Genomic DNA, 19,910 nt, shown 5'->3' with positions numbered 1-19,910 from the left:
TGCTCGACCAAGAAACGGAGCATTGCTCCAGATCATAATCGGAACATTGCTCCGTTTTCAAGACGGGAGGTCGACGGGTGCCGGAAGCGGGCGCGGAACGACGGGTGCGGGCCGATGTGGCGCGGAATCAGCGCAAGCTGCTGGCCGCGGCGGCCGAGGTGTTCGTGGAAGCAGGCGTGGACGCCCCGATCCGGGAGATCGCGGCCCGGGCGGGCGTCGGGATGGGCACCGTCTATCGGCATTTCCCGACCCGGGCCGACCTCGTCGCGGCCGTGTTCCAGCACCAGCTGGAGGAGTGCGCCGAGGCCGGACCGCGGCTACTGGCGGAGTCGGACTCACCGCGCGAGGCGCTGCGCCGTTGGATCGACCTCTTCGTCGATTTCCTGGTCACCAAGCACGGGCTCGCGGACGCGCTGCGGTCCGACAGCGGCCGCTTTGCCACCCTGCACGGGCAGTTTCTGGACCGGCTGCTGCCGGTCTGCGCCGAGTTGCTGGACGCCGCCGTCGCCGCCGGCGAGCTGCGGGCGGAGCTGGAGCCGTACGAGCTGATGCGGGGGATCGGCAACCTCTGCATCGGCGGCGACGCCGACCCCCGCTACGATCCGCGCCGCCTGATCGACCTCCTACTCCGCGGCCTCACTTGTTCTTGATCAAGAAGCGAGGGCGTCGATCCGGGCGACCTCGTCGTCGCTGAGTTCGATCTTGGCGCCCGCCGCGTTGGCGACGATCCGCTCGGGCTGGGTGGACTTCGGGATCACGACGAAGCCGTGCTTGACGTGCCAGGCGACGATCACCTGGGCCGTGGTCGCGTCATGATCAGCAGCGATGGCGAGGAGCGTCGGATCGTCCAGATTCGAAGCCCGGAAGGGGCTGTAGCCCTCCAGCACGACTCCGCGCTCGGCCAGCCCGCCGGCGATCGCGGGATCGTAGAGCGACGGTCCCCACTTGATCTGGTTCACCGCCGGCGCGACGCCGGTGGCGGTGATCAACTCGTCGATCTGGTCCAGCGAGTAGTTGCTGACGCCGATCGAGGTGGCCAACCCATCGGCCTGCGCCGCGATGAACTGCTCCCAGGCGGCCGGGGTGGCCTGCTTGTTCGGCGGCCAGTGGACCAGCCAGAGGTCGACCCGGTCCAGGCCGAGCTTGGTCAGGCTCTCCTCCAGAGTCCGGCGCTCCCGGCCGACGTGATCGGGCGGCATCTTGGTGGTGACGAAGATCGAGTCGCGGGGCAGCCCGGCCTCGGCCAGGGCCTGCCCGATGCCGGCCTCGTTGCCGTACCCGGTGGCGGTGTCGATGTGCCGGTAACCGGCCTCCAGTGCGGCGCTGGTCGCGGCCGGCGCCTCGGCGTCGGGGATCTGCCAGGTGCCGAACCCGAGCAGCGGCATGGTCGGTCCGTTGCTGAGCGTGGCGGTCGGCTGGGAGTAGTCGGCGGTCGTCATGGCCCCAGTTTGTCGCTCCGGTCCGCGATCCGGTGACCCGGAGACCAGTGGGTGGGACGTTCCTGTTTAGGGTTGGTGCACTCGCCGTCCAGTCAACGGAGCTGATCATGACCCGCGCTTGGCAATTCGTCCTGACCGATTCCCTGGAGACCGTGCTTCCGTCCGCCCAGCCGCGGCCGCACGCGGAGACCGGTGGGCCGCGCGGCGGCGGTTCGGTCTTCCTCGGCGAGCCGTACTCGGTGCAGGTCGCGTTCCGGCCGCCGCCCGAGGGCCGGGTCGGCAGCCATGCGGTCGACTTCACGCTGTCCGGTACGGCAGCGGAGCACGCGTCGATCTTCGCCGTCGACCTGGTCCCGGCGCCGATGCCGGCGTTTCCCGATCATGACGACAACTACCTGATCACCGAGCCCGCGCTGGCCCCGGACGTCCTCCGGCCGGTGCCGGACGGCCGGGTGGAGCCGATCGTCGGCTGCTGGCGCAGCGTCTGGATCGACGTCCTGGTGGACCCGGCGAACGCCCCGGCGGGCGTCGCCGAGCTGGAGCTGGAGCTGAGGATCACTGCGCGGCGGGCCGGCACCCAGGAGGAGCTGTTCGCCGAGACCGTACCGGTGACGGTGATCAACCAGGTGCTGCCCGAGCTCGACATCGTCAACACGCAATGGCTGCACGCGGACTGCCTGGTCGACTACTACGGCGGCACGGCGTTCGACGAGGGGCACTGGGCCGCGCTTGATCAGTTCGTGGCCAGCGCCGCCCGGATGGGCATCACCGGTCTGCTCACGCCGCTCTGGACGCCGCCGCTGGACACCGCGATCGGGCTCCGGCGGACCCCGGTGCAACTGCTCGACATCACCCGGGACGGCGGCGGCTACCGGTTCGGGTTCGACAAGCTCGGCCGCTGGCTGGACCTGTTCCGCAAGCACGGGATCGCCTATCTGGAACTGTCCCACCTGTTCACCCAGTGGGGCGCCAAGGCGACGCCGGCGATCGACGCGGTGGTGGACGGCGAACCGACCCAGCTGTTCGGCTGGGACGTGCCCGCGACCGATCCGGAGTACCGCCGTTTCCTGGAGGCCCTGCTGCCGCAGCTGCGCGAGTTCCTCGGCCGGCACTGGGATCCGTCCAAGATCATCTTCCACATCTCCGACGAGCCGCACCATGATCAACTGGAGTCCTACCAGGCGGCCCGGAAGGTGGTGGCCGACCTGCTCGAGGGCTGTCTGGTCGTCGACGCGCTGAGCGACTACGCGTTCTACACCAGCGGTGTGGTGGCGAATCCGGTGGTGGCGACGAACCACGTCGAGCCGTTCCTGGAGGCGAAGGTCGAGCGGCTCTGGGTCTACTACTGCGTCAGCCAGAACAAGATCGTCGCGAACCGCTTCATCGGCATGCCCGCGGCCCGGCACCGGGTGCTCGGCCACCAGCTGTTCGCGGCCGACGCCGGCGGCTTCCTGCACTGGGGCTTCAACTTCTACAACGGCCAGCACTCCCGGACCAGGCTCAACCCGTTCACCGACACCACGTCCGGCGGCGCGTTCCCGGCCGGCGACCCGTTCATCGTCTACCCGGGGCCGGACCGGACCGTGTGGGAGTCCACCCGGCACCGGGTCGCCGCCCAGGCCATGAACGATCACCGGGCGATGCAGCTGCTCCGGGACCGGGCCGGCCGCGAGGCCGTACTGGAGATCATCGACCCCGACGGCACGGTGACGTTCTCGAACTACCCGCGCGACCCGGCCCATTTCCTGCAGACCCGGGAACGGATCAACGCCGCGATCCGCGCGAGCTGATCGGCCGTCAGGCCTGGTTGATCTTGGCGACGAGTTCGATCAGGTTGCCGTCCGGGTCGCGGACCAGGGCGTTGCGGTTGCCGTTGCCGGAGTCGTGCGGCGGCTGCAGCACCGGCACGCCGTGTGCCGCCAGGTCCGCGTAGGCGCCGTCCACGTCGTCGGTCCAGATCACCAGCGCGAAGCCGGGCGTCCCCGGCGACGCGTCGACACCGTGCACGCGGCGCGCGGCGTCGACGTCGCCGAGGCCGAGGGTGACGCCGTCGAGTCGCAGTTCGACGTGTTCCGGCACCCCCTCGGCCGGCGTCCGGAACGTCTCGGTGAACCCGAGCCGATCCCGGTAGAACCGCAGGGCGGTCTCGATCCTGGCGGTGTAGAGATTGATCATCGGGTTCCGGTACACGACCTCACCGTAGCGGTCAGGGCGCGGGTTCGAAGGCCCTCCGGTTCACCGTGACGACCTGCCCGGCGTCGGGCATGCCGAGGAACGAGGCGATCGCCCAGGCCGAGGACCACAGGGAACCGTGGTACATGAGCAGCCCGCTCGGCATCGTCACCTGCGCGTACGTCCGCGGACCCCAGCGTGGCACCCGGACGATCTGGCCCACCGTGCTCGGGTCGAAGCCGGGCGGCGGGGGAGCGTTCGGTGGCGGCGATCCCTCGAGCAGCTCGGACACGTAGACGGTGCCCCAATGGTCGACCGCGACCCCGGTCGGCGAGGTGAAGCCCTTGATCACCTTGATGATCTTGCCCTTCGAGTTGATCACGTAGACCCGGCCCTCGCCCGGCATCTCGGCGGTCAGGGCGGAGACGTACAGCAGACCGTCGGGGCCGTACGCCAGCCCGGTCGGCACCGCGTCGCAGCCGACCCCACTGGTGGTGTTGTTCGGCGCGGTCGTGCAGTCGCCGGTGGTGACCGTCGGCGGCGTGAAGAAGTTCTTGATCTTGCCGTGCCGGTCGACCTTGAGCACCGTGTTGGCGCCGGCGTCGGCGACCAGCAGGAACCCGTGCCGGCTCCGGTCCCGGAGCACGAAGTACGGATTCGACAGCGCGTCGAGCGGTTGCCCGTCGGGGCCGAACTGGATCTGGCCGTCCGGGTTGTTGGCGAGCTCGAACGCGGTCAGGTCGGCGAACATCCGGGCCTCCCCGCCCGGCCGGGCCACCATCAGCCCCGACGGCGGCGCACCGCTCGGATCGGAGCCGGGCGCCTGCTCGCCGGTCGCGATGTAGAGCTTGCCGCCGACCTCGGCGACCCCCTGCGGGAGGAACAGGTCCCGGACCAGGACCTTGGTCCGCCCGGTCCTGGGGTCGACGGCCGTGATCAGGCCGGCATCGGACTCGGCGACGAGCAGCCGGCCGAAGCCGGTGCTGAGCTGCCGCGGCCCGTTGAGTCCGTCGGCGACGACCTTGATCGGCTCGGACGGACGAGGGTGGGCGGCGGCAGGTGCCGTCGTGCCCGCGGCGATGGTGAGAGTAGCGGTGAGTCCGGCGGCCAGGGCGAGCCAGCGTCGCCGGGCGCGGACGAAGGAATGAGCAGGCATGGGTTGTCTTCCCGGATGGGGGCGGGTCCCCGTTGGCCCGCCCGCTGTGATCCGTACTACACCCGGTTCCTTGACACCGCAACGAGATCCGCCGAATTCGGCCCCGATCAGCGCTTCGAGCAGCAGGCGCAGCCGTCCGCGCACCCGGATCCGCCGTCCGGGCCGACCGCCAGGGCGAGCCCGGTCGGCGCGCAGCAGCCGTCGCCCCGCCAGGCCCGGACCCCTTCCCGGACCGCCAATCCCGCAATCACGAGGGCGACGACCGGGTCCGCCCAGCTCCAGCCGAGGGTGGCGTTGAGCAGCAGCCCGACCAGCAGGACGGCGGACAGGTAGGTGCAGATCAGGGTCTGCCGCGAGTCCGCGACGGCCGACGCCGACCCGAGCTCCCGTCCGGCCCGACGCTGGGCGTACGAGAGGAAGGGCATGATCACCACCGACAGCGCGGCGAGCGCGATCCCGGGTATGGAGGTCTCGGCCTCGCCGGTGCCGGTGAGCGCGAGGATCGAGTGCACGGTGACGTACCCGGCGAGGGCGAAGAAGGACAGCGCAATCACCCGCAGGGCGCGCCGTTCCCGGGCCTCCCGGATCGCGTGATCGCGGGCGCTGAACTGCCAGGCCACCGCCGCGGCCGACGACACCTCGATCACCGAGTCGAGGCCGAAGCCGATCAGCGCGCTGGACGACGCGATCGTGCCGGCGGTGATCGCGACGACCGCCTCGATCACGTTGTAGCCGATCGTCGCGGCGACCAGCAGCCGGATCCGGCCGGTGAGCACACTCCGCCGCTGCTCGGTCAGCACCGTCGGGACCGCCATCAGCAGCAGCCCTCGGTTGCGGCGTCGGGGCAGCCGGGCTCGCCGGCGACGGCCAACACGGCGGTCCGGACGTCGTCGATCGCGTGCCCGAGCCGATGGTCGGCGAGTTCGTAGCGCTGCCGGCGGCCGTCCGGGATGGCGACCACCAGACCGCAGTCGCGCAGGCAGGCCAGATGGTTGGACAGCCGGGAACGGCTGATACCGAGCGTGTCGGCCAGGTCCGCGGGATGGGCGGGCCCGTCCCGCAGCAGCAGGAGCAGGCGGCACCGGATCGGGTCGGCCAGCGCCCTCCCGAACCTGGTCATCGCCTCGATGTCGGTCGCGATCGTCAGCACACCGGCGACGATACAGGATGTCCTGAACTCAGAGAATCCTGAACTCAATCCTTGATCACCCGGTACCAGTGCTCCGTCGTGCCGGGCAGCCGCTCCAGGCCCACCTCTTTGGCGCCGTCGTACGCTCGCGTACCGCCGCCGAGCAGGACCGGCACGACGAAGATCAGGATCTCGTCGAGCAGCCCGGCCTCCAGGCAGCTTCGCGCGACGCCGGCTCCGAGGACGTTGACGTACCGGTCGCTGGCCAGGTCCTTCGCCCGGGCCACCGCCTCCGGGAGATCGGTGTGGAACTCGACGCCGGGCACCGGCCGCTCGGGCGGCTGCCTGGTCAGCACCAGGGTCGGCCCCTCGTACTGCCCGGCGAAGGCGCCCTCCTCCTCGGTCCCGCGGTTCGGATCGTCGCCGCGAAACGTGGTGCCGCCGATCAGCACGCTGCCGATCCGGTCGGCCAGCCCGGCGGCGACCTCGCTCGGCTCGATCGGGTGGCGGTTCAGCCAGGACATGTCGCCGCCGGGGCCGGCGATGAAGCCGTCCAGCGACATCGCCGCCGAGTACAGCAGTTTCGACAACGTGGTTCCTCTCAGGGTGACCGGGTCGGTTCCATGATCACGGACACCACCGACCCTTCGGCGAGTTGCTCGGCGCGCCGCACCGCGTCCTTGACCGGCAGTGCATAGCCGTCGTCCCTCGGGAACAGCGACGTGGTCCACTCGGTGTCGCCGATCCGGGCCCGCACCGGGATCACGCCCCAGCCGTAGCTGAGCGCGGCGGACAGGTCGCGGAGCTGGGCACTGGCATCCTCCGGCACGGTGATGAAGTGGTACGGCGCGGGCCCGCGCCAGTGCCAGATGTCGCCGGTGAACTCGAACGTCAAGCCCTCCATCGCAACTCCTTTCCGCCACGACACCCTAGCCGCGGCAGCCGACAGCCGCTTGACAGAATGCGTCCATGATCGACGGGGACCTGATCGACGGCGAGCACCGGCTCTGGTACGACGCGCCGGCACCGGACTGGCTGGCGGCGCTGCCGCTCGGCGACGGCCGGCTCGCGGCGATGATGTTCGGCGGCGTACGGGAGCAGCGGATCCAGCTCAACCACGGCTCGGCCTGGTCCGGCTCCCCGCGCAGCGGGGACCAAGATCATTCCGGTCAGCCGGAGACCCTGGCCGAGCTCCGGGAGGCGCTCGCGGCGGGTGATCATGCGGCGGCCGAGGCTGCCGCGGTCCGGCTGCAGGACGCGGACAGCCAGTCCTACCTTCCGTTCGTCGATCTCTTCCTGGAGCAGGACGGGCTCGCCGAGCCGCTGTCGTACCGGCGCGAACTCGAGCTGCCCACCGCCACCCACACCGAGTTGATCGAGACCCAGGATCGACCCATCCAGCGGGCCGCGTTCATCGCCGCCGATCCGTCCGTCCTGGTGATCTTGGTCGAGTCCGGGCAGCCGACCGACCTGCGGCTCCGCCTCGAGACCCCGCTGCGCCTGCTCGGCACCCGGCGCGAGTCGACCATGATCACCGCGGACCTGCAGTTGCCGAGCGACGTCGACCTGCGGCGGGACACGATCAGCTGGGACGACGATCCGACTGCCGCCCTGCGCGCCGCCGTCGCCGTACGGTGGCAGCACGACGGCACCGACGCCGAGAGCGAGGACGAGCTGCGGGCGACCGGCGTACGCCGCTGCGTGATCATGATCACTGCCGCCACCGGGCACCCCGGGCTGGCCGCACTCGCCGCGGGCCGGACCGAGCTCGGCGACCTCGACAGCTGCCGCCGCGACGCCGTGGAACGGCTCGGCCGGGCCGTCCGGTTGGGCGCGGATTCCTTGCAGGCAAGCCATCGCGAGGACTTCGCGCGGCAGTATGACAGGGTCGAGCTGAGCATCGGCAAGGCACAGCAGCGGGGGAGTGAGCTGCCGACCGATCGCCGCCTGGACCGGGCCAACGCCGACCCCCGCGGCCCGCTGACCGCGGATCCCGGGCTGGCCGAGCTGCTGTTCAACTACGGCCGCTATCTCTTGATCAGCTCGTCCCGGCCCGGCGGCCATCCGGCCAACCTGCAGGGGATCTGGAACGACCGGCTGCCGGCGCCGTGGCGGTCCAACTACACGATCAACATCAATCTGCAGATGAACTACTGGGCGGCCGAAGCGATCGGGCTGACCGAGTGCCTGGAGCCGCTGTACGACCTGATCGACGTGCTCCGGGTCCGCGGCGAGAAGACCGCACGGGAGAAGTACGGCCTGCCCGGCTGGCTGGCCCACCACAACACCGACGGCTGGGGCTACTCGGCGATGCCCGGGGCCGCCGTCGGCCAACCGCGCTGGTCGATGTGGCCGCTGGGCGGCCTGTGGCTGGTCCGGCACTTGGTCGAGCGGCTGAACCATCGCTGGGACGAGTCGTTCGCCCGGGAGCGGGTCTGGCCGGCGCTCCGCGGCGCCGCCGAGTTCGGCCTGGCCTGGCTGGGCGAGGCCGGCGACGGAACCCTCGGCACCGCGCCGTCGACCTCACCCGAGAACGCCTTCCTGATCGACGGAACGGCCTACGGCGTCGGCGTCTCCTCGACCATGGACCTGACCTTGATCAGCGACACCCTGCGGCAGCTGACCCGGCTGGCCGGCCGGCTCGGCGTCGACGACGATCCGGTGGTCGCGGCGTCGGAGGCTGCCCTGCCGCGGATCCCGGCGCCGAGTATCGGCCGGGACGGGTTGATCAAGGAATGGCTGAGCGACCCGGAGCAGGCCGAGCCGCACCACCGGCACGTGTCGCACCTGTATTTCTGCTACCCGGGTGATCATGACAACGAAGACTTGGCCGATGGCGTCCGGGCCAGCCTGGACGCCCGCGGCGACGAGTCGACCGGCTGGTCGCTGGCCTGGAAGCTCGCCCTGCGGGCCCGCCTCGGCCAGGCCGACAAGGTCTCCGACCTGCTGAAGTTGATCTTCCGCGACATGTCCACCGACCGTGGCGGCCAGAGCGGCGGCCTCTACCCGAACCTGTTCGCCGCCCACCCGCCGTACCAGATCGACGGCAACTTCGGTTACCTCGCCGGCCTGCTGGAATCCCTGCTGCACAGCCACGACGGCACCCTCCGCCTGCTACCCGCCCTGCCCGCCGAACTCCCCGACGGGAGCCTGACCGGCATCCGCGCCCGCGGCGGCCTCACCGTGTCCCTGAACTGGGCCGGCGGAGTCCTCACCGAGGCCCAGGTGACCGCCGACGCAGACCGCACCCTCGACGTGACCTGGCCGACCGGCCGAACCACGCTCCGCCTCACCCGAAATACCCCCACCCCCATCCGCTGACCAGTCACCAAAGCAGCTGTTTTGGCGGCGTGTCGCTGCAGAAGTGACCAGTCGGCAAGGGGAAGAGGGCAGGGTCCTACGAGGTCAGCGCCAGGTTCCGCGCCAGTCGTACAGCGGCGCGGTGGTCTGGTATTCGCGAAGCTCGGCGATCAGCCCGTCCTTGACGCGCGCCACCGTCGCCCCATCGAACACGCTCCGCTCGCCCGCCCAGGTGCACTCGAAGGTCCACTGCGCCACCTCGCGATCCTCGGCACTGAAGTGATCACCGGCATCCCACCGATGCACCACTCCACCCGCACCGAACCACGCCTCGGCCCAGTGCCGAACCAACTCCCGCCCGCGATACACCGGTCCGTAGCACTCGATGATCACGCAGTCCTCCGTCACCGCGGCGGCGATCCGCTCGACGTCGGCGGCGATCCAGGCGTCCATGTATTCGGCGAGCACACTCATCCGCACACGGTATCCACGGGGTCCCATCGGCGTGACACAAATCTGCAACGGAACCGCCCTTGCAATCGGTTGCAGGCGGTTCGGCGGTGGTTGCATTGCAGATTTGTGACACGGCCTCCCAACGAAGCAGGTGAACGGGACAGGATTCTCAGAACGTCGAGACATCTCGAAACAGCCCTACGGCGCTGGCGGACAGGACCAGAGTGACGATTGATCAGATTGTCCGAGTTGCTTGCGCACCATGATCACAGGCGTCAAGCTTGTTTCGTGACTCCGAACGATAGTTCGCGATATCGAAATGATCTTCCGGAGATCGAGCGGTTGATCGCCGAGTTGGGCCTGCCGCCGTCCGCCGTCCTCAAGCTGTACGAGCTCGCCCAGCACCCGCCCCAGGACGAGGTACGGCTGCCCGACGAAGCCGAGTCAGCGGAGCTGCTGGATCGGCTCGGCATCTCGGCCGCCGACCGCATCGACTTGGCCGAGGCCAGGCCGGACCTGCGGGCCACGCCCGAACTGTGGTGGCTGCTGGAACGCTGCGTCACGCTGCTCCGCGAGCGCCAGGGGAGTGTCGCCCCGCTGGCCCCGTGGCCGGACCTGCCGGACGAGCTCGGGCCGGTCGGCCGTTATCTCTATGTCTGGGTGATGCTCACGGTCGTCGCGGACGTCAGGCGATTCCACCGGTCCCGCGGGATTTCGGATGATCATTCCTGGGCGGCGCTCGGCGTGCTCGCCGGCCAGTTGAACAACCGGCGCGCCCTACACGGCCAGGGCGGGCTGCACACCCAGAACTGGGTCACCCACCACTACCGGGGCGCGATCTATCCGCTCGGCCGGCTGCATTTCGAGCGGACCATGATCACGTTCGATCCCGGACCGGCTCCCGACGCGCCGCGGTGCGGTGCACCGGCCCTGGGCCTGCACATCCCGGAAGGGAGATTGACCCCGGAATCCTGCGACGACGCGCTGGCCCTGGCCGCCAGGTTCTTCGCCGAACACTTTCCCGACGAGCCCTACCGCTACGCGACCTGCGCGTCCTGGGTGCTGGACCCGCAGCTCAAGGAGTATCTGGCGCCGGACAGCAACATCATCCGATTCCAGGAACGGTTCACGCTGACCCCGGACACCGGACCGGACTCGAACCCGACCGTGGTCGAGTTCATCTTCAAACGCCCCATCGCCGAGCTTGATCAACTGCCCCGGGAGACGTCGCTCCAGCGCGGCATCGTCGATCACATCAGGTCCGGCCGGTCCTGGCACTTCCGGACCGGCTGGCTAGTGTTCCCATCATGAAAGCCGTCTCCAGCTGGTCCCTGCACCGCACGCTCGGCTCGTACCACTCGGGCTCGGCAGCCCCGGCGGACCCTGAGCAGTTCACGCCGCAGGCCTCCGGCTTGTCGCTCCTCGATCTTCCGGCAGCGTTGCGCCGGCACGGCTACGACACGGTCCAGCTCTGCCATTTTCACCTGCCCAGCAGGGATCCTGGCTACTTGGCCGAGCTCCGGTCGGCCCTCGCGGACGCGTCGATCACGCTCGACGCGCTGCTGGTCGACGACGGTGACCTGGTCGATCCGGTCGCGGCCGACGCACACCAGGAGTGGATCTCCGGCTGGATCGGCGATGCCGTCGCCCTCGGCGCGACCAGGGCCCGGGTGATCGCCGGCCGTCAGTCGCCGACTCCGGACCGGTTGGCCGAGAGCGGCCGCCGGCTTGCCGAACTGGCCGATCGTCATCCGGACATCAGAATCGTCACCGAGAACTGGCTGGACCTCACGCCCGGACCGGACGAGGTGGAAACGATCTTGGACGCCGCGGGCGGCAGGGTCGGCTTGTTGATCGATCTCGGGAACTGGGCCGCGCCGGACAAGTACGACTGGCTGGGCCGGATCGCCAGGCGGGCCGAGACCTGCCACGCGAAGTGCCACTTCGACGGCGACCGTCCGGATCGCGACGACTTCGCCGCATCGATCCGGGTGATCAACCAGGCGGGCTATGCCGGGCCGCTCGCCCTGGTCTACGACGGTACGGAACCGGGGGAGTGGGAGGCCCTGGAGACCGTACACGAGATCGCCGGCGCTGGTCGCTGATCACCGGCGGTCCGATCCCGTACGATTCTGATCATGGGACAACGTCTGGTCTTGGTCGGGGATTCGGTGACCGATTGCGGTCGGGATCGGGAGGACGCCGGGTCGCTCGGCAGCGGCTGGGTATCCGTCGTCGGCGCCGAGCTGCCGGACGTGACGGTGATCAACCGCGGGATCTCCGGCAACCGGGTCCGTGATCTGGTCGCCCGCTGGGACGCCGACGTGCTCGCCGCGGGGCCGGACACGGTCGGGATCATGATCGGGATCAACGACACCTGGCGCCGCTACGACCGCGACGATCCGACCAGTACCGAGGCGTTTGCTGCCGGCTACGGTGAACTGCTGGACCGGACCGCCGCGGCCGGTGTGGCGCGGGTGATCCTGCTGGAGCCCGTACTGACTCCGATCGACGATCCGCAGTGGGCCTGGCGGGAGGATCTCGACCCCAAGATCAGTGCGGTACGCCGGCTGGCGCAGCGGTACGGGCACGAACTGGTGCCCACCGACGCCGTGATGAACGCGACCGCCGCCACCCGCCCGCTCGGCGAACTGGCTCCCGACGGGGTGCACCCGTCCGCAGCCGGGCATCGGGTGATCGCCGAGACGTTCCTGCAGACCTATCGCGACGGCTCCGCATAGGCTCGGGCGGCACCCGGCGGCAGTAGGGTGCCACCATGCCGGAGATCAGGAAGGTCCGGTTCCTGGAACCGGGCAACCGGCCCTACCGGCCGGCCCTGCGCAACCACTTCACCTACGACCGCTACCTCCGCAACCCGTCACTTGGCCTGACCCTGCTGGCGACGATCGTCAAGCGGCGGGTGCCGGACACGTTGTTCTACTCGGAGTCGATCGCCAAGATTCGTTGGGATGACGTTCTCGACGCGGACATCGTGTTCATCGGGATGTTCACCTTCGCCGCTCCGCGCGGCTACGAACTTGCCCGTTACGTCAAGGAGCATTCCGACGCGACGGTGGTGCTCGGCGGGCTGCACGCGTCGCTCAACTACGAGGAGGCGGCCCGGCAGGGCGATTACGTCCTGCTCGGCGAGGCGGACGACAGCATCGTCGACTTCCTGGAGGCGTACGAACACGACCGCCCGATCGACTTTTCCGGCGTCGCACGGCAGACGCCGGACGGCACGGTGATCAAGACCGCCGAGCGGGCGGCGCCGACCGAGATCGACACCATCCCGGACCACAGTCTGGTGTACCGGTTCGCCGACATGGTCGGGCACAACACCCTGTGGCCGCAGGTGATCGCCTCCCGCGGCTGTCCGTTCCGTTGCGACTACTGCGCTGTCGTACGGCACTGGGGACAGAAGATGCGCGGCCGGGACCCGCAGAACATCGTCGAGGACATCCGGCAGACGATCGCGTTCTTCGATCAAGGCCGGCTGCCGCGGCTGAACCGGGCGATGTGGATCGTGGACGACAACATCTTCGCGCTGCGGCCGTGGTCGAAGCAGGTGCTGCAGGCGATCATCGACAGCGACATCGACTACCGATTCACTGCGCAGGCGAGATTTGAAGTCGGCTTCGACGACGAGATCTTGGAACTGTTGAAGAAGGCTGGCTTCTTCGAATTGGCGCTCGGCATCGAATTCCTGGAGAACGAGTCCTTCGACGCGTACAACAAGACGTGCACGTCGGAGGAGGTGATCAAGTCCATCCGCAACATCCAGGCCCACGGGATCAACGTGCGTGGCTTGTTCATCCTCGGCGCCGACACCCACACGCCCGGGGTGGGGGAGCGGCTGGCGCGGTTCGTGATCGACAACGGGCTGCGCGGCATGCTCGTCCAGTCGATGTATTTCGTGCCCGGCACGCCGGTCTGGAAGACGCACCAAGATCGACTGATCCACACCGACTGGTCCAAGTACACCGGGCATGTCGTGCACCATCCGACCCTGATGACCCCGAGCGAGCTGAACCGGGAGCTCGTCCACGTGAGTCGCCGGGTGTATTCGTACCGGAGGCTGTTGCAGAGTTTGATCTTCGATCGCGGCTTGAACCGGCTGCTGTTCCTGGGCGAGTTCTTCTGGCAGCGCAGCGTCGCGGCGGACCGGGAACGCGAAGGGCGCAAGCTGGCCGGCCTACCAGCGGCCGGGCCCAAGCCGCGGCACCTGCCGCTGATCACCCTGGACCCGCCTACCGATCCCGGCTGAATCACCTCAGGGGCGTTGCGGCTCGTAACTGCGTTGACCCCCGGCGGCGCATGTGACCCGGTTCCCTGGACTTCAGGGATGGTCACCCGTGATCTTGGTGAACCGCCTCGCGTGCTCGGCGTTCCACTCGTCCATGTTCCAGGCCCGGCCCGGTTCGTCATGAAGCCGAACGAACGACTCGCCGTCAGGATCGTCGCCATAGATTCGGTCGGTCTGAAGCCTGGAGACGAGCTCCTCGAGTGCCGATCGCAGGGCGGCCGCGCGCCTCGAGTAGGCGGCGAAGTCGTGCCCATCGGTCGCGATGAGCGAGGGCACGTTGTTCGTGAATCCCTGGGGAAGCCACTCCAGATTCTGCAGTCCTCGCAGTTCTCGGCTACGCCAGGGTCGCCATTTCCCGTGGTAGGCGAAGATCGCGCGCGTGAGCTCCTGGTAGCCCGCCTGCAACCGATCAAATGCCTCGGGGCCGCCGAGCTTCTGCCAATGGAGTTCGGCATCGCCGTTGGGAATCACCGCTATGGCCTGGCCGATCGTCTGGTCCAAGATCGCGAGCCTATCGACGTCCGGCATCATGGTCCGAGCTTTGATCAGGGCGGCGATCTCACCCGTGGGATCGTAGGCAATCCATCCGTCCGCGAGTTCGGCTCGCCGAGGCTCCGGCCAAATGAAATCAGCCGAGCGCCAGATCGCGAGATCAAACCGGTCCAGATCGAACTGGACACCGACGCGGTCGAGTTCCGGGTCGTCGGAGATGATCGAGTGATACGTGTTGTCGGCTCGGCGCCAGACGAATTCGGCCGGCAGCAGATAGGGGTCGAGCGGCTCCATGAACACGACCGCATCGATATCGGAGCCGGGCACGGTAGCGTCACCTTCGCGCGCCAGCCCCAACGCGACACTGCCGGTCGCCACCACACCTCGCACAGCCTCATGCTGTGCGAGTTGACTCATGGTGAAGTCCAAGAGTTGTTCGCGCTTGCGGTCCGACGGCGACGCGTTTCCCATGCCGTGCACGATTCCAGGGATGCCGTCGGGCGTGCAATTCCGTTTCGCAACCTTGTCCCCGGTTTGCCGGTCAAAAGCTACCCAAGCGGGAGTCGCCGAGGTCTCCGGCGAGCCTGGCGATCGCGTGCTGTGGTGTTTCGATGCCGATCGTCCCGGCCATGGTGATCAACCAGGGTAGGGATTCGAAGGTGCGGATGATACGAAGGGTACGCATTCTGCTCCAGGCCAGGCGCTGATCCGTCGTCTCGTCGGTTCGATGGGCCAGCTTCGCCAGGTACGAACGGAACAGGTCATCTTCGGTTCGTCCGGTCTGGTTCGCCAATGAGGGCAGCATGCCCGCGAGGTCGGTGTACAGCGGTCGCAGCGACATGGTCTCAAGATCAAAGACGACGAGCCGCCTCCGATCGCCAGGTCCCTGATCAAGCCACCCCACCTGTTGGAAACTCAGCTCGTTGTGATTGAGGGCCAGCGGTATCGCGTCGGCGGCGACGATCGCCTCCTGATAGGCGTCGAACCAGCGCCGCGCCTCTTCGGCGGTTGGCAGAAAGTCGATCAACACCTCACGGATCCGTTCGCCGTATCCCGGAGTTCCCTGAGGCGGCCGAAACAGCTCTGCAGCCGGATCCCGGATGCTGTTGATCTCGGCCACGAGGCCGAGGAGGTCGTCGGCCTCCTCGGCGGTTGTGCCGATGGTGGGCAGGAACGGGAAGATCATGATCTCGCCCGCCGCGGTGGTCGCCGTCCCGAGCGGAGGGGACACCGGGGCGCCGCGCTCCAGCAGGTAGCGGTACTTGGCGACCTCCGGCCGAGCCGGATTGCCGAGCTTCAGGAAGATCGTTCGGGCCTGCTGTCGTCCGTCACGATCTTCGTACCGCAGCAGCAGGATCTGCGACCGACCCGACTGGTGCAGCCCTCGGATCTCGTGGGTTCGAAACACGCCGAGGGGCAGACGCAGCTCCGGGATCGCGCCGCGAAGATCGTCCCATTGCAAGCCCCAGGGAAGCTCGACCTGGGCCGGCGCCTCGATCCGGATCGGTGAGTACACCGTCTCTTGATAACAGATCTCGTACGGATGATCATCCGCAATTCCGGCCGTATGACACGATGCCTCCGTGCAGATCTCGGTACGGCAGGTGCTGGCGGACAACGACTATCCCGGGCGTGGTCTCCTGGTGGCCCGGACTCCCGCGGACGGCCTCTGCATCGTGTACTTCATGACCGGCCGCAGCGCCGCGAGTCGTGAGCGGACCCTGGTGCTGGACGGCGCTTCGCTCTATGCGCGGCCGCGGGGCGTGACCGAGCACGATCCGTTGCGCCACTACCGTGCGGCGACGATCGGGCCCGCATGGTGCGTCGTCGGCAACGGCGACCAGGTCGACACCGTGATCACTCGGCTCGCCACGATGGAGCCGGCGACGGCTGTACAAGGGATCGCGTACGAGCCCGATCCGCCGCTCCGGACCCCGCGGATCACCGTGGTGGCGTCGCGTACGGCGGGAGGCCCGATGCTCATCGCGGGTTCGCGGGCGAGCGTGCTGGCGCCGGAGCAGACGTACGTGAGCACGCTGACCGTGGGCGACGTGGCGGTCGGATCAGGGATCCTGACGACGACGTACCTCTCCCAAGATCGACACGTCGTGTCGACCCATCAGCCGCCGTCGGAGGTGACCGTCGCCGCGACCGACGCAGAGACCCTGCTGGAACTCGTCTGGTCCTCGCTCGCTGATGATCTTCGCGTCGCCGCTGCGGTAGTCCTGCCGACCGCAGCCGAACCCCTGGTCGCCGACCTTCTGCGATCGGCCTGAGTCCGAAGATCAGTTGCCCGTGTAGCGGTTGATCAACTCCACGCAGCGGCGGAACTGTGCCGGCGTGGCTGGGTTCTGCCACGCCAGCATCTCGAGCATCCAATCGATGGCGAAGGCGGGCAGCAGGCCGGCCTCGGCCTGGTCGGGATCGGCGACCCGGGCGTACCCGCGGCGGACCAGATCCAAACGGTCGTTGAAGGGCCGGCCGGCCGACACCTCCCACCGGGCCAGGTCGAAAGCCGGCGGGGCAGCGCCGGCGAACTCCCAGTCGATCACCCCGACCACGGCCCCGTCGTGCACCAGGAGGTTCTTCGGCAGGAAGTCGCCCTGCGCCAAGCACAGCGGGGGAGTCGGTCGGGTCGAGATCTCCCGGCGGAGGAACTCCGCGCCGCGCACGACGGTCGCGGCTGCCGCCGGGTCGAGCACCTCGCTCACAGTCCGCGCGATCCTGCTGGCCTGATCATCGTCGGGCCGGCGCAGCTCGTGCCGGATTCCGCGATCTTCGGCCGGTACGACGCTGTGCACCCGCGCCATGATTTCCCCGGCATCGACGACCAGCCGTTCAAGATCAACAGCGGGGAGTTCATCGACCTGGTCCATCAGCGAACGGCCCGGCAGGAACTGCTGAACCGAGAAGGACAGCAGCTCGCCCTCATGATCATGATGAACCAGGCCGAGCACCTCGGCCGTCGGTACGCCGATCGTACGTGCCCGTGTCATCAGGTGGGCCTCGTCGATGAACCACGGCGTCGGCTGGCGGGCGATCCGGACCACAACGGTGCCCGCGTCGCCGAGCTCCACCCGGTATGTCTCGTTCATTCCGCCACCGGCCAGCGGAGCGAGGTGCTCGATGCTACGGCCGCAGACGGACCGCACCACCGAGTCGATGATCGGGAGGGGCGTTGTCACCATGACCCCGCAGTCTGGCTCAACGGGCTGCCGCCGGCCATCGCAATTCCGGAGACAACGATGCCGGCAGACGGTAGCTTCGTGACAATGTCGAACCAGACCATGATCAAGGACCTCGTGGTCGTCGGCGCGGGCATCGTCGGCGCGTCGGTCGCCTATCACACTGCGCGGGCGGGTGCCGCCGTGACCCTGGTCGAGGCAGGCCGGCCGGGTGGCGGGGTGACCCGCGACTCGTTCGCCTGGATCGGGTCCGCCGGTGTCCGTACCGGCGTCGCTGCTGAACTGCGGATGGCGGCGACGGACGAATACCGCCGGCTCGAGGCCGAGTTGCCCGGGCTTCCGGTGACCTGGTCCGGCTCGCTGTCGTGGCGTTCGAGCGGCAGCGCGCCGGAGGCCGGGCCGGGGGAGGAGATCGTCGGCGGGGACGTCGCAGCGAAGCTCGAACCGAACCTGCGGCAACCTCCGGACTGGGCCGTCTGGGCCTCCGCCGACGGTTCCGTCGACGCCGTCGGCGTGATCGAGCGGCTGATCACGGGCGCCCGTGATCACGGGGCGCAGGTCCACCTGGACACGCCGGTCACCGCCCTCCGTCGCGACGCCACGGGTCGGGTCAGCGGGGTGGAGACCGCTGCCGGTTCGCTCACCGGCGACGCCGTCGTCCTGGCTGCCGCCGTGGCCACGGCCGAGCTGGCCGCGCCAGTCGGAATCGAGGTCCCGGTCAGCCCTTCGCCCGCGACGCTCTTCCGATTCCGTGCACCGGCCGGTCTGGTCCACCGGGTTGTCAACACCGAGCATTTCGATCTCCGGCAGGTCGCGCCGGATCGACTCGTCGCCGCGGCGGATGCGGCGGAGCCGACGCTCGCCGCGATCCGGTCGACGTTCCGCGGTGCCGACACGGTCGAACTGCTCAGTGCCCGGGTGGGTGAGCGTCCGATGCCCGCGGACGGCGAGCCGATCATCGGCCCGGTCGCCGAGTCACCGGGCCTGTATCTGGCGGTGATGCACGCCGCCGTCACGCTCGGCCCGGCGGTGGGCCGGCTGGTCGCGCAGGAGCTGGTCGGCGGCACCAACGAGCCATTGCTCGCGGGTTGCCGATTCGACCGTTTCTGACACCCGGGTACGGATCCGGGCCAGCATCAGTCCTCGGCGTCGGGAGGAGCCGCCGGCAGCTGCACGGTGGCGCGCAGACCGCCTTCGGGGCGGCCGGTCAAGGTCAGCGTCCCGTCGTGCGCCTGGGCGATGCTCTTGACGATGGCCAGGCCGAGGCCGACTCCCGAGTGATCGGTACGCACCCGCTGGGTGCCGCGCTGGAACGGCTCAGCCAGCGTGGCCACCAGCGACGGCGCGAGCTTCGCACCGGTGTTCTCCACCGTGATCAACACGGACTCGGGAAGGACCCGCGTCGTGATCCAGATCGAACCCTGGTCGGGCAGATTGTGCACGATCGCGTTGTGGACGAGGTTCGTCGTCAGCTGCAGCAGCAACGGGTGCGAACCCAGCGTCGGCGCGATATCGCCGGAGGTCATGATCGTCACCCCGCTCTGCTCCGCCAGCGGCAGCAGCGTCTCGGTGGCTTCCTCGGCGATCAAGGACAGATCGACCGCTTCCTTGGTGAACGACCGCTGGTCGGCCCGGCTGAGCAGGAGCAGCGCCTCGGTGAGGTCGATGGCTCGCGTGTTGACGTGCCGGAGCCGTTCCACGAGCTCGCGGTTGTCGTGGTCGGGATCCTGGTGCGCGACGTCGAGCAGCGTCTGGGTGATCGCCAGCGGCGTACGCAACTCGTGCGAGGCGTTGGCGGCGAACCGCTGCTGCTCGATCGCATGCGTCTCGAGCCGGGCGAGCATGGTGTCGAACGCGTCGGCGAGTTCGCGGAGCTCGTCGCCGCGGCCCTCCAGGTGGATCCGGTGGGAGAGCGAGCCGTTCGCGGCCAGCCGAGTCGCATGAGTGATGCGGTTCAGCGGCGCGAGCATGCTGCCGGCGAGGATCCAGCCGCCGACCAGTCCGAAGATCAGCAGGAAGATCACGGCACCGATCGCCGGTGGGGTGAACGCACGGATCAGGTCGGACTGGTTCGGTACGGCAGGAGTCCGTCCGCCCGAGCCGGGAACCATCACCACCTCGGGTACGTACCGCAGCAGAAACACCCAGACCACCGTCAGGAGCACGCCGCCGGTGGCCATGATGCAGGCGGCGTAGCTGAGCGTCAGCTTGAGCCGAACACTCAACCCGGGTGGTCTCGACACAGGCATGGGCCCAGTACACAGGATCCGAGCTTTCG

The 19,910-nt window shown here is 68.9% G+C and carries 21 protein-coding genes; 9 read left to right on the top strand and 12 right to left on the bottom strand.

What is annotated here, in order from left to right:
• Nucleotides 1-77 precede the first annotated feature (77 nt).
• Nucleotides 78-650 carry a TetR/AcrR family transcriptional regulator gene (locus BKA15_RS00205; protein WP_179747600.1) on the top strand — a complete coding sequence of 191 codons (573 nt, stop codon included), beginning with the start codon at nucleotides 78-80 and terminating at the stop codon, nucleotides 648-650.
• Here BKA15_RS00205 and BKA15_RS00200 read toward each other — a convergent pair whose 3' ends face one another.
• A complete protein-coding gene (locus BKA15_RS00200) occupies nucleotides 651-1,439 on the bottom strand; it encodes an aldo/keto reductase (RefSeq protein WP_218870996.1) in 789 nt (262 codons plus the stop codon).
• A gap of 107 nt (nucleotides 1,440-1,546) precedes the next feature.
• Here BKA15_RS00200 and BKA15_RS00195 point away from each other — a divergent pair, with 107 nt between their 5' ends.
• Nucleotides 1,547-3,229 (top strand): DUF4091 domain-containing protein, encoded by a 1,683-nt coding sequence (locus tag BKA15_RS00195; protein WP_179747599.1) that lies wholly within the window; start codon nucleotides 1,547-1,549, stop codon nucleotides 3,227-3,229.
• A gap of 7 nt (nucleotides 3,230-3,236) precedes the next feature.
• Here the strand turns inward: BKA15_RS00195 and BKA15_RS00190 are convergent, their stop codons facing one another.
• The 6 genes from BKA15_RS00190 to BKA15_RS00165 all read right to left on the bottom strand — a co-directional run bounded on the left by BKA15_RS00190 (nucleotide 3,237) and on the right by BKA15_RS00165 (nucleotide 6,800).
• On the bottom strand, nucleotides 3,237-3,629 hold the full coding sequence (locus BKA15_RS00190; RefSeq protein WP_218870995.1) for a VOC family protein: 393 nt from the start codon (nucleotides 3,627-3,629) through the stop codon (nucleotides 3,237-3,239).
• 16 nt (nucleotides 3,630-3,645) lie between these two features.
• Nucleotides 3,646-4,767 carry a ScyD/ScyE family protein gene (locus tag BKA15_RS00185; RefSeq protein ID WP_179747598.1) on the bottom strand — a complete coding sequence of 374 codons (1,122 nt, stop codon included), beginning with the start codon at nucleotides 4,765-4,767 and terminating at the stop codon, nucleotides 3,646-3,648.
• 107 nt (nucleotides 4,768-4,874) lie between these two features.
• A complete protein-coding gene (locus BKA15_RS00180; RefSeq protein WP_179747597.1) occupies nucleotides 4,875-5,582 on the bottom strand; it encodes a cation efflux transmembrane domain-containing protein in 708 nt (235 codons plus the stop codon).
• Nucleotides 5,582-5,917 carry an ArsR/SmtB family transcription factor gene (locus BKA15_RS00175; RefSeq protein ID WP_179747596.1) on the bottom strand — a complete coding sequence of 112 codons (336 nt, stop codon included), beginning with the start codon at nucleotides 5,915-5,917 and terminating at the stop codon, nucleotides 5,582-5,584. Before BKA15_RS00175 ends, BKA15_RS00180 begins: the two co-directional genes overlap by 1 nt.
• Before the next feature lie 44 nt (nucleotides 5,918-5,961).
• Nucleotides 5,962-6,486 (bottom strand): dihydrofolate reductase family protein, encoded by a 525-nt coding sequence (locus BKA15_RS00170; RefSeq protein ID WP_179747595.1) that lies wholly within the window; start codon nucleotides 6,484-6,486, stop codon nucleotides 5,962-5,964.
• 11 nt (nucleotides 6,487-6,497) lie between these two features.
• Nucleotides 6,498-6,800, bottom strand: coding sequence for a DUF1905 domain-containing protein (locus BKA15_RS00165; RefSeq protein WP_246322230.1), 303 nt, complete (start codon nucleotides 6,798-6,800; stop codon nucleotides 6,498-6,500).
• A gap of 65 nt (nucleotides 6,801-6,865) precedes the next feature.
• On the opposite strand from BKA15_RS00165, the gene BKA15_RS00160 reads away from it, so the two are divergent.
• On the top strand, nucleotides 6,866-9,217 hold the full coding sequence (locus BKA15_RS00160) for a glycosyl hydrolase family 95 catalytic domain-containing protein (RefSeq protein ID WP_179747594.1): 2,352 nt from the start codon (nucleotides 6,866-6,868) through the stop codon (nucleotides 9,215-9,217).
• An 84-nt stretch (nucleotides 9,218-9,301) separates the two neighbouring features.
• On the opposite strand, the gene BKA15_RS00155 is transcribed toward BKA15_RS00160, so the two are convergent.
• Entirely contained in the window at nucleotides 9,302-9,670 is a 369-nt protein-coding gene (locus BKA15_RS00155) for a nuclear transport factor 2 family protein (protein WP_179747593.1), read from the bottom strand.
• 267 nt (nucleotides 9,671-9,937) lie between these two features.
• On the opposite strand from BKA15_RS00155, the gene BKA15_RS00150 reads away from it, so the two are divergent.
• The 4 genes from BKA15_RS00150 to BKA15_RS00135 are packed head-to-tail and all read left to right on the top strand — an operon-like array spanning nucleotide 9,938 to nucleotide 13,916.
• The gene (locus BKA15_RS00150) at nucleotides 9,938-10,960 is read left to right on the top strand and encodes an acyltransferase domain-containing protein (protein WP_179747592.1); all 1,023 of its coding nucleotides are present in this window, start codon (nucleotides 9,938-9,940) and stop codon (nucleotides 10,958-10,960) included.
• Nucleotides 10,957-11,754: a sugar phosphate isomerase/epimerase family protein gene (locus BKA15_RS00145; protein WP_179747591.1), complete on the top strand. Its 798-nt coding sequence runs from the start codon at nucleotides 10,957-10,959 to the stop codon at nucleotides 11,752-11,754. The genes BKA15_RS00150 and BKA15_RS00145 overlap by 4 nt, the downstream gene beginning before the upstream one ends.
• A gap of 33 nt (nucleotides 11,755-11,787) precedes the next feature.
• Nucleotides 11,788-12,390, top strand: coding sequence for an SGNH/GDSL hydrolase family protein (locus BKA15_RS00140; RefSeq protein WP_179747590.1), 603 nt, complete (start codon nucleotides 11,788-11,790; stop codon nucleotides 12,388-12,390).
• A 35-nt stretch (nucleotides 12,391-12,425) separates the two neighbouring features.
• Nucleotides 12,426-13,916, top strand: coding sequence for a B12-binding domain-containing radical SAM protein (locus tag BKA15_RS00135; RefSeq protein ID WP_179747589.1), 1,491 nt, complete (start codon nucleotides 12,426-12,428; stop codon nucleotides 13,914-13,916).
• 72 nt (nucleotides 13,917-13,988) lie between these two features.
• On the opposite strand, the gene BKA15_RS00130 is transcribed toward BKA15_RS00135, so the two are convergent.
• Together BKA15_RS00130 and BKA15_RS00125 are read right to left on the bottom strand one after the other, a co-directional pair.
• Nucleotides 13,989-14,918, bottom strand: a complete 930-nt coding sequence (locus tag BKA15_RS00130; RefSeq protein ID WP_179747588.1) for a hypothetical protein — start codon at nucleotides 14,916-14,918, stop codon at nucleotides 13,989-13,991.
• A 70-nt stretch (nucleotides 14,919-14,988) separates the two neighbouring features.
• On the bottom strand, nucleotides 14,989-15,963 hold the full coding sequence (locus BKA15_RS00125; protein ID WP_179747587.1) for a hypothetical protein: 975 nt from the start codon (nucleotides 15,961-15,963) through the stop codon (nucleotides 14,989-14,991).
• A 67-nt stretch (nucleotides 15,964-16,030) separates the two neighbouring features.
• Between BKA15_RS00125 and BKA15_RS00120 the strand changes: the two genes are divergently transcribed.
• Nucleotides 16,031-16,723, top strand: coding sequence for an IMP cyclohydrolase (locus tag BKA15_RS00120; protein ID WP_179747586.1), 693 nt, complete (start codon nucleotides 16,031-16,033; stop codon nucleotides 16,721-16,723).
• Between the two features lie 9 nt (nucleotides 16,724-16,732).
• Here BKA15_RS00120 and BKA15_RS00115 read toward each other — a convergent pair whose 3' ends face one another.
• Nucleotides 16,733-17,635 (bottom strand): phosphotransferase family protein, encoded by a 903-nt coding sequence (locus BKA15_RS00115; RefSeq protein ID WP_179747585.1) that lies wholly within the window; start codon nucleotides 17,633-17,635, stop codon nucleotides 16,733-16,735.
• Nucleotides 17,636-17,719: 84 nt separating this feature from the next.
• Between BKA15_RS00115 and BKA15_RS00110 the strand changes: the two genes are divergently transcribed.
• On the top strand, nucleotides 17,720-18,742 hold the full coding sequence (locus BKA15_RS00110) for an NAD(P)/FAD-dependent oxidoreductase (protein ID WP_179747584.1): 1,023 nt from the start codon (nucleotides 17,720-17,722) through the stop codon (nucleotides 18,740-18,742).
• A gap of 26 nt (nucleotides 18,743-18,768) precedes the next feature.
• Here BKA15_RS00110 and BKA15_RS00105 read toward each other — a convergent pair whose 3' ends face one another.
• Complete coding sequence (locus BKA15_RS00105; protein WP_281385179.1) at nucleotides 18,769-19,857, bottom strand: sensor histidine kinase; 1,089 nt, start codon at nucleotides 19,855-19,857, stop codon at nucleotides 18,769-18,771.
• Between the last annotated feature and the right edge of the window lie 53 nt (nucleotides 19,858-19,910).

Origin of the sequence: Microlunatus parietis (genome assembly GCF_013407955.1) — a bacterium.
GTDB lineage: Bacteria > Actinomycetota > Actinomycetes > Propionibacteriales > Propionibacteriaceae > Microlunatus > Microlunatus parietis.
This window is presented reverse-complemented; position numbering and strand designations above follow the sequence as displayed.